The organism is Kitasatospora sp. NPDC127121 (assembly GCF_042677305.1).
In the GTDB taxonomy this organism is placed as follows: domain Bacteria; phylum Actinomycetota; class Actinomycetes; order Streptomycetales; family Streptomycetaceae; genus Kitasatospora.
Window position 1 is genome coordinate 147108 of record NZ_JBHXTQ010000002.1, and the last position, 7852, is coordinate 154959.

The 7852-nt window shown below is 73.0% G+C and carries 9 protein-coding genes; 4 read left to right on the forward strand and 5 right to left on the reverse strand.

The window, feature by feature from the left end; all coding sequences use genetic code 11:
- Positions 1 to 231 precede the first annotated feature (231 nt).
- From ACFVHI_RS02915 to ACFVHI_RS02925, 3 genes are all read left to right on the forward strand, one after another.
- The gene (locus ACFVHI_RS02915) at positions 232 to 1503 is read left to right on the forward strand and encodes a PTS transporter subunit EIIC (protein ID WP_380335149.1); all 1272 of its coding nucleotides are present in this window, start codon (positions 232 to 234) and stop codon (positions 1501 to 1503) included.
- A gap of 427 nt (positions 1504 to 1930) precedes the next feature.
- Positions 1931 to 2992 (forward strand): LLM class flavin-dependent oxidoreductase, encoded by a 1062-nt coding sequence (locus ACFVHI_RS02920; protein WP_380335152.1) that lies wholly within the window; start codon positions 1931 to 1933, stop codon positions 2990 to 2992.
- Positions 2989 to 4275: an LLM class flavin-dependent oxidoreductase gene (locus ACFVHI_RS02925; RefSeq protein ID WP_380335155.1), complete on the forward strand. Its 1287-nt coding sequence runs from the start codon at positions 2989 to 2991 to the stop codon at positions 4273 to 4275. The genes ACFVHI_RS02920 and ACFVHI_RS02925 overlap by 4 nt, the downstream gene beginning before the upstream one ends.
- A 33-nt stretch (positions 4276 to 4308) precedes the next feature.
- Here ACFVHI_RS02925 and ACFVHI_RS02930 read toward each other — a convergent pair whose 3' ends face one another.
- Both ACFVHI_RS02930 and ACFVHI_RS02935 read right to left on the reverse strand, forming a co-directional pair.
- On the reverse strand, positions 4309 to 5055 hold the full coding sequence (locus tag ACFVHI_RS02930; RefSeq protein ID WP_350881195.1) for an MBL fold metallo-hydrolase: 747 nt from the start codon (positions 5053 to 5055) through the stop codon (positions 4309 to 4311).
- Between the two features lie 199 nt (positions 5056 to 5254).
- Positions 5255 to 5446 (reverse strand): MerR family transcriptional regulator, encoded by a 192-nt coding sequence (locus tag ACFVHI_RS02935; protein ID WP_208869099.1) that lies wholly within the window; start codon positions 5444 to 5446, stop codon positions 5255 to 5257.
- A 186-nt stretch (positions 5447 to 5632) separates the two neighbouring features.
- Here ACFVHI_RS02935 and ACFVHI_RS02940 point away from each other — a divergent pair, with 186 nt between their 5' ends.
- Positions 5633 to 6103: a type II toxin-antitoxin system PemK/MazF family toxin gene (locus ACFVHI_RS02940; protein WP_380335158.1), complete on the forward strand. Its 471-nt coding sequence runs from the start codon at positions 5633 to 5635 to the stop codon at positions 6101 to 6103.
- Between the two features lie 9 nt (positions 6104 to 6112).
- Here ACFVHI_RS02940 and ACFVHI_RS02945 read toward each other — a convergent pair whose 3' ends face one another.
- From ACFVHI_RS02945 to ACFVHI_RS02955, 3 genes are all read right to left on the reverse strand, one after another.
- Entirely contained in the window at positions 6113 to 7081 is a 969-nt protein-coding gene (locus ACFVHI_RS02945; RefSeq protein ID WP_380335161.1) for a PLP-dependent cysteine synthase family protein, read from the reverse strand.
- Positions 7082 to 7160: 79 nt separating this feature from the next.
- Positions 7161 to 7439 carry a MoaD/ThiS family protein gene (locus ACFVHI_RS02950; protein ID WP_063349212.1) on the reverse strand — a complete coding sequence of 93 codons (279 nt, stop codon included), beginning with the start codon at positions 7437 to 7439 and terminating at the stop codon, positions 7161 to 7163.
- A 111-nt stretch (positions 7440 to 7550) separates the two neighbouring features.
- Positions 7551 to 7670: a putative leader peptide gene (locus tag ACFVHI_RS02955; RefSeq protein WP_347878546.1), complete on the reverse strand. Its 120-nt coding sequence runs from the start codon at positions 7668 to 7670 to the stop codon at positions 7551 to 7553.
- Between the last annotated feature and the right edge of the window lie 182 nt (positions 7671 to 7852).

The window sequence follows — 7852 nt, forward strand, 5'->3', positions numbered from 1 at the left end:
CTTTTTGTTGCGCAAATAGCCAAAATCCCAATCACGGCGGGTAATCATGATCGTCGTTCCGCAACTAGGTTTCGATTTCATAGCGCTTCCCGGCAGGGGCGCTTTCCGGGGTTCCCCCCCTTCTCCACCCGTGCTACAAAACTGGTCTACACCACACGTGGTGTAGACCAGTTCGCGGTTCGGCCCCCTGTGCCCCTCCCCCGACCGCCATGCCGTTAGGAACCCACCCCAATGAGTCAGTCAGCGCAGGCACCGACGCCCGCCTCGGCTCCGGCCACGCCAAGCCCCGCCAAGAAATTCGGCCAGAACCTGCTCCAGGGCCTGCAGAAGATCGGCCGCAGCCTCCAGCTGCCGGTCGCCGTCCTCCCGGCCGCGGGCATCCTGGTCCGGCTGGGCCAGCCCGATGTCTTCGGCAAGGACGGGCTCGGCTGGGGGAAGGTCGCCGAGGTCTTCGCCACCGCCGGTGACGCGGTCTTCAAGAACCTGGCGCTGCTGTTCTGCGTCGGTGTCGCCATCGGCTTCGCCAAGAAGGCCGACGGCTCGACCGCGCTGGCCGCCCTGGTCGGCTACCTGGTCTTCCACAACGTGCTGACCGTCTTCCCGGTGGACGGGACCATCACCGCGGCGCTGCCGGAAGGAAAGCCCCAGAACCCCGGGGTCTTCGGCGGCATCGTGGTCGGCCTGCTCAGCGCCGTGATCTGGCAGAAGTACCACCGCAAGCAGCTCATCGACTGGCTCGGCTTCTTCAACGGCCGCCGCCTCGTGCCGATCATCATGGCGTTCGTCGGCACCCTGCTCGGCGTCCTCATGGGTCTGGCCTGGGGCCCGATCGGCACCGGCCTGACCCACGCCAGCGACTGGCTGACCGGCCTCGGCGCCGGCGGTGCGGGCATCTACGGTGTCGCCAACCGCGGTCTGATCCCGGTCGGCATGCACCAGTTCCTCAACACCTTCTTCCAGCAGCAGGTCGGCAGCTTCACCGACGCCTCCGGCCACACCTGGACCGGCGACATCCCGCGCTTTTTCCACGGTGACCCGACCGCCGGTCAGTTCATGTCCGGCTTCTTCCCGATCATGATGTTCGGTCTCCCGGCCGCCGCGCTGGCGATCGCCCACACCGCCCGCCCCGACCGCCGCAAGGCCGTCACCGGCATGATGATCTCCGTCGCGCTGACCAGCTTCGTGACCGGTGTCACCGAGCCGATCGAGTTCTCGTTCATGTTCATCGCGCCGGTGCTGTACCTGATCCACGCCCTGCTCACCGGCCTCTCGATGGCCGTCACCTGGGGCCTCGGGGTGCACGACGGCTTCGGCTTCTCGGCCGGCCTGATCGACTACCTGCTCAACTGGAACCTGGCCACCAAGCCCTGGATGATCATCCCGATCGGCCTGGTCTTCGCCGCGCTGTACTACCTCCTCTTCCGCTTCGCGATCACCAAGTTCAACCTCAAGACCCCCGGTCGCGAGGACGAGGACGAGATCGAGGACGTGACCAAGGCCTGAGGCCCCGTCCGTCCGCACTCCACGACCCCGCCCCGCCGCTGCTCCCCCAGCGGCGGGGCGGGGTCGTCGTGCATCCCGGCGGGGTCGTCGTGCATCCCAGCCCGGGTCGGCGGGAACGGCGGTTGACGAACCGGCGGAGGCACTGGTCAACTGAAGCCGTGAACGCGTCCTGCCCGCTGGTGACCCGCAGCCACATCGACTTCGGTCGCGTGTGGTCCGCGGCGTGTCGCGGCTGAGCCGACCGTTCCCCCCGCCGCCCGGCTGACCTCCCGCCCGGCGCCGTTCCTCCCCTCCCGCCCGCACGGGCCCCGCCCGCCTCCGGGCCGTCACCGCGCACCCGCGCGCGGCCGTACGCACCCGCACGCACCCTGTGCGCGTTCGCCGGCGTCGCCCGCACGCGTCCGCACGAGGAAAGTCAGGCCTCAGCATGCCCCGCCAACTGCACCTCTCCGCCGCCCTGGACAGCCCCGGCCACGTCGACGCCGGGCACTACGCCGCCCTCGCCCGCCTCGCCGAGCGGGCCACCCTCGACTTCGTCACCCTCGACGACTCCTTCACCCCCGAACCGCGCCGCCCCGACGCCCTCGCCACCCTCGCCCGGATCGCCCCGCTGACCGAGCGGGTCGGGCTGGTGCCCACCGTCACCACCACCCACACCGAGCCGTTCCACACCTCGATCGCGGTCAACACCCTGGACTGGGTGAGCCGGGGCCGGGCCGGCTGGCTGGTCGGCGTCTCCGCCACCGAGGCCGAGGCCAAGGCCTTCGGCCGCCGCCCGACCGCCCCCGCGGACGCGCTCTGGGCCGAGGCCGCCGACGCCGTCGAGGTCGCCGCCCGGCTCTGGGACAGCTGGGAGGACGACGCGGAGATCCGCGACACCGCCACCGGGCGGTTCGTCGACCGCGACAAGCTGCACTACGTCGACTTCGAGGGTCCGCACTTCTCCGTCCGCGGACCGTCGATCACCCCGCGCCCACCGCAGGGCCGCCCGGTCGTCGCCGTCCCGGTGGCCGCCGTCGACCTCGCCCCGTACGCCTCCCCCGGCGGGCGCGCCCGGGTCGCGACGGCGATCCGGTACGCCGACGTCGTGCTGCTGGACGCCCCCGACCACGCCGCCCGGCTGGCGGCCGCCACCGAACTGCGGCTGCGCGCCGGCGAGCACCTGCGCATCCTCGCCCGGACCGATGCCGCCCTGCCCGACGACGCCGCGGCCGACCGCCTGCTCGCCGACCTCGCCGCGATCGGCACCGGCGTCGACGGCTTCCACCTCGTCCCCGCCGAGCCCGAACGGGACCTGGCCGCCCTCGCCGAACGGGTCGTCCCGGTGCTGCGCGCCCAGGGGCTGTTCCGCGCCGGGTACGCGGCCGGCCGCACCCTGCGCGACCACCTCGGCCTGGCCCGCCCGGCCAACCGCTACGCCACCGCCGCCGCCACCAACACCCCGTCCACCATCCCGTCCGCTGCCGCTCTCGCCGAGGTGACCCGATGACGGACCGCCCGCTCAAGCAGATCCACCTCGCCGCGCACTTCCCCGGCGTCAACAACACCACGGTGTGGAGCGACCCGGACTCCGGCAGCCACATCGAGTTCGACTCCTTCCGCCACCTCGCCGAGACCGCCGAGCGCGGGAAGTTCGACTTCTTCTTCCTCGCCGAGGGCCTGCGGCTGCGCGAGAACAAGGGCCGCATCCACGACCTGGACGTGGTCGGCCGCCCCGAGTCGATCACCGTGCTGAACGCGCTGGCCGCCGTCACCACCCGCCTCGGGCTGGCCGGCACCGTCAACGCCACCTTCAACGAACCGTACGAACTGGCCCGCCGCTTCGCCTCGTTGGACCACCTCTCCGGCGGGCGCGCGGCCTGGAACGTGGTCACCTCCTCGGACGCCTTCACCGGGGAGAACTTCCGCCGCGGCGGCTACCTCGACCGCGCCGACCGCTACACCCGGGCCGCCGAATTCGTGCAGCTCGCCCGGGAGTTCTGGGGCGGCGGAGCGGAGACCGTCCGGCACCGCGGCCCGCAGTTCGAGGTCGAGGGCCGGCTCTCGCTGCCCCGCCCGCCGCAGGGCCACCCGGTGGTCATCCAGGCCGGGGACTCCGACGAGGGCCGGGAGTTCGCCGCCGCGACCGCCGACGTCGTCTTCAGCCGGCACTCCACCCTCGCCGACGGCCAGGCCTTCCACGCGGACGTCAAGCGCCGGCTCGCCGCGTACGGCCGCAAGCCGGACGAGCTGAAGATCATGCCCGGCGTCACCTTCGCCCTCGGCGACACCGACGCCGAGGCCGCCGAACTCGCCGCCGAGATCCGCCGGGCCCAGGTCGGGCCGCAGACCACGATCGCCTTCCTGGAACAGGTCTGGGGCATCGACCTGTCCGACCACGACCCGGACGGTCCGCTGCCCGCCGTCGACCCCGACCCGGACAGCGCCCTGGCCCAGGGCCGGGTCCGGATCGGCGACCCACTGGCCGTCGCCGCCCGCTGGCGGGCCCTGGCCGCCGAGAAGAAGCTCACCAGCCGCGAGCTGGTGATCGAGGTGACGGGCCGGCAGTCCTTCATCGGCTCCCCCGCGACGGTCGCCGAGCGGATCGACTTCTTCGTGCAGAACGACGCGGCCGACGGCTTCATCCTCGTCCCCCACCTGACCCCGGGCGGCCTGGACGCGTTCGTCGACCGCGTGGTGCCGCTGCTCCAGGAACGCGGGGTGTTCCGCACCGACTACAGCGGCACGACCCTGCGCGACCACCTCGGCCTGCCGCTCCCCGGCCGCCCCTGAGACGGCCGACGCCGAGACGACCAGCCCGCCTGCTCAGATCCGGTACACCGCGCCGGCCCGGGCGACCTCGACGGGGCCCGGGTACGCGGCGGCGGCGTCGCGGCGGTTGTGCTCGGCGTCGGTCCACGGGGGGATGTGGGTCAGGACGAGCCGGCGGACGTGGGCGGCGGCGGCGTGCTCGCCGGCTTCCCGGCCGTTGAGGTGGACGGCCTGGTAGGTGTCCCGGCCGTCGATGTAGGCGGCCTCGCAGAGGAAGAGGTCGGCGTCGCGGGCGAGTTCGACGAGTTCGGCGCTCTCGCCGGTGTCGCCGGAGTAGACGAGCGCGCGACCGTCGTGTTCGAGGCGGAAGGCGAAGGCGTCGACGGGGTGGTTGACCTGGGCGACCTCGATCCGGAACGGGCCGAGGTCGAAGGCCCCGGGGGTGAGGGTGTGGAAGTCGAAGACCTCCTTCATCCCCGGGTTCTCCGGCATGTCGTAGGCGCGGGCGAGCCGTTCGGCGGTGCCGGCCGGGCCGTAGACGGGCATCGGGTCGGGGCAGCCCTCGGCGCGGTAGTTGCGGGCGACCCAGTAGGCGCACAGGTCGACGCAGTGGTCGGCGTGCAGGTGGCTGAGCAGGACGGCGTCGACCTCGTAGATGTCCACGTACTTCTGCAGGGCGCCGAGGGCGCCGTTGCCGAGGTCGAGCACGACGCGGTAGCCGTCGGCCTCGACGAGGTAACTGGAGCAGGGCGATTCGGCGGACGGGAAGCTCCCCGAGCACCCCACCACGGTCAGTTTCATCCGAGCCCCTCCGCCCCGACACGTCCTGGCTGCTGCTGGAAAACGGCAGGCCGGGCCGGTGAAACCGGCCGGTAGCACTGCTTCGCGTGTCGAGAGTAAGGGCGGAGCGGCACTTTGCCCCCGTCCCCGTGCCGGGCTGTGGCTGGAATCACCAGAACGCCGGGGCGGGGGCGGTGCCGTCCGTTCGGGTGCCGTCGGGTCAGCGGTGGCGGGGGCGGTTGCGGGCCCAGGCCTTGATCGTGTCGGGGTACCAGCGGGGGTGGCCGCTGCCGTCGAGGACGTCCGGGGCGGGCAGCAGACCGTGCCGCCGGTAGTTGCGGACGGTCTCGGCCTGCACGTTGATGTGGCGGGCGATCTCGGCGTAGGACCACAGCTCGGAGCTTCTCCCCACGAGGCACCTCCGGAGGGGCGGGGCGGGCGTACGTGAGGCAGCCTGTCCGGGCGTTGGCGACTCTTCTCCACAGAACGGGCACCGTGGTCATTCCGTGACGAACCGGGAGCACGCTGCGGACAAATGCCCGGCCGTCCCGGCACTCACGGTGGTGGGGGCCGCCATAGGCCCGGTACGGTTCGCGCCATGAACAGTTCGACCGGGGTCTGGGTGGTCCTGGCGGTGGCGGGCGTCGCGCTGCTGGCCGCCGTCGTGCGGACGCTGGTCCGGCGCACCCGCCCGGCGCCGCGACCGGCCGGGCCGACGGCTCCGCGCCCGCGCCCGGCGGCCAAGGGCCGTCCGGGGCCGCAGCCGCAGGAGATCTGGTGGGCGGAGGTCCCGTTCGAGGACGGCCCGGGGTCGAAGGACCGCCCGTGCCTGGTGCTGCGGGTGCACGGCCGCACCGCCACCGTCGCGAAGATCACCAGCAAGCACCACGGCGAACGCCCGGGCGTGCTGCCGCTGCCGCCCGCTTCGGTGGGCGACCGGCAGGGCCGCACCAGCTGGCTGGAGACCGACGAGCTGCGCGAGGTGCCGCTGTCGGCCTTCCGCCGCCGGGCCGGCACGGTGGACCGGCAGGTCTGGTCCCGCGCCCAGCAGGCCCTCCAGCACCGCTAGGGCTTTTTCTCAGGCCCAGAGCTGCCCCTGCAGCGCCTCGACGGCCGCCTCGGTGGTCTCCGCGGTGTAGATGCCGGTGGACAGGTACTTCCAGCCGCCGTCGGCGACCACGAACACGATGTCGGCGCGTTCCCCGGCCGCCGCGGCCTTGCGGCCGACGCCGAGCGCGGCGTGCAGGATCGCGCCGGTCGAGACGCCCGCGAAGATGCCCTCCTGCTGGAGGAGTTCGCGGGTGCGGCGGACGGCGTCCGCGGAGCCGACCGAGAAGCGGGTGGTGAGCACCGCGGCGTCGTACAGCTCGGGGACGAAGCCCTCGTCGAGGTTGCGCAGCCCGTACACGAGGTCGTCGTAGCGGGGTTCGGCGGCGACGATCCGCACGCCGGGGACCTTCTCGCGCAGGTAGCGGCCGACGCCCATCAGGGTGCCGGTGGTGCCGAGGCCGGCCACGAAGTGGGTGACGGTCGGCAGGTCGGCGAGGATCTCGGGGCCGGTGGTGGCGTAGTGGGCGCCCGCGTTGTCGGGGTTGCCGTACTGGTAGAGCATGACCCAGTCCGGGTGCTCGGCGGCGATCTCCTTGGCGATCCGGACGGCGGTGTTGGAGCCGCCGGCGGCCGGCGAGGGGATGATCTCGGCGCCCCACATGCGGAGCAGTTCGCGCCGTTCCTCGCTGGTGTTCTCGGGCATCACGCAGACCATCTGGTAGCCCTTGAGCTTGGCGGCCATGGCGAGCGAGATGCCGGTGTTGCCGCTGGTGGGTTCCAGGATGGTGCAGCCGGGGGTGAGCCGGCCGTCGGCCTCGGCGCGCTCGATCATGTGCAGCGCCGGGCGGTCCTTGATCGAGCCGGTGGGGTTGCGGTCCTCCAGCTTGGCCCAGAGCGTCACCTGTCCGTCGGTGTTGCCGGGGACGGCCGCGGACAGCCGCGGCAGGCGGACCAGCGGGGTGTTGCCGACGGCTTCGAGCGGGCTGTCGTAACGCAAGGGAGGCCTCCGGCCACGGCGGTGAGGGTGCGGAAGGGCGCCCTCCCGCCCGCCGCGGGGCGGGCGGGAGGGCGGGAGGTCAGCGGGCTCCGCCGGCCACGGCGGGCAGGATGGTGACGCTGTCGCCGTCGGCGAGGGTGGTGGAGATGCCCTCCAGGAAGCGGACGTCCTCGTCGTTCAGGTAGACGTTGACGAAGCGGCGCAGCTCGCCGCCCTCGACCAGGCGGGCGGCGATGCCCGGGTGGCGGGCGTCGAGGTCGGCGAAGAGTTCCCCGAGGTTGCTGCCGGTGCCCTCGACGGCCTTGGCGCCGTCGGTGTAGGTGCGGAGGATGGTCGGGATGCGGACCTCGATGGCCATGGGTGCGCTCCTGTGCGAGTCGTGAGGTGGGCCGCGACGGGCGCGGCGGGGAGGGTGGTCCCGGGGCTCGGCGTCGCCGGCAGGCGGTGGGCCCGGGTGGGGCGGGGCGGCTCAGCGCGAACGCGCGGGCGTGCCGGGACAGATCGCACTGGCGAGCCGGCACAGGTCGACGTGCAGGCGCGCCACGAGGCGGGTGCCCGGGGCCTGGTTGCTCACATCGACGGAACGCATGGGCTCATCGTATAGATTCCCGGGCCCGCTCCTCCATGCCCGTCTCGGGATCCGGATGCTCCCGTTTCTCGGGCTGAGACGACACGGGCCCGGGGGGCCCGCGCGGGGGGGGGGGGGGGCGCCCCCCCGGGGGGGGTGGGGGGGGCCGGGGGGGGGGGACGACCGGGACGTCTTACACGGTG

Bases quoted from the DNA above. Each gene is read 5' to 3' on its own strand.
- ACFVHI_RS02915 (WP_380335149.1), top strand. From the start codon at position 232: ATGAGTCAGTCAGCGCAGGCACCGACGCCCGCCTCGGCTCCGGCCACG.
- ACFVHI_RS02920 (WP_380335152.1), top strand. From the start codon at position 1,931: ATGCCCCGCCAACTGCACCTCTCCGCCGCCCTGGACAGCCCCGGCCAC.
- ACFVHI_RS02925 (WP_380335155.1), top strand. From the start codon at position 2,989: ATGACGGACCGCCCGCTCAAGCAGATCCACCTCGCCGCGCACTTCCCC.
- ACFVHI_RS02930 (WP_350881195.1), bottom strand. From the start codon at position 5,055: ATGAAACTGACCGTGGTGGGGTGCTCGGGGAGCTTCCCGTCCGCCGAA.
- ACFVHI_RS02940 (WP_380335158.1), top strand. From the start codon at position 5,633: ATGAACAGTTCGACCGGGGTCTGGGTGGTCCTGGCGGTGGCGGGCGTC.
- ACFVHI_RS02950 (WP_063349212.1), bottom strand. From the start codon at position 7,439: ATGGCCATCGAGGTCCGCATCCCGACCATCCTCCGCACCTACACCGAC.
- ACFVHI_RS02955 (WP_347878546.1), bottom strand. From the start codon at position 7,670: ATGCGTTCCGTCGATGTGAGCAACCAGGCCCCGGGCACCCGCCTCGTG.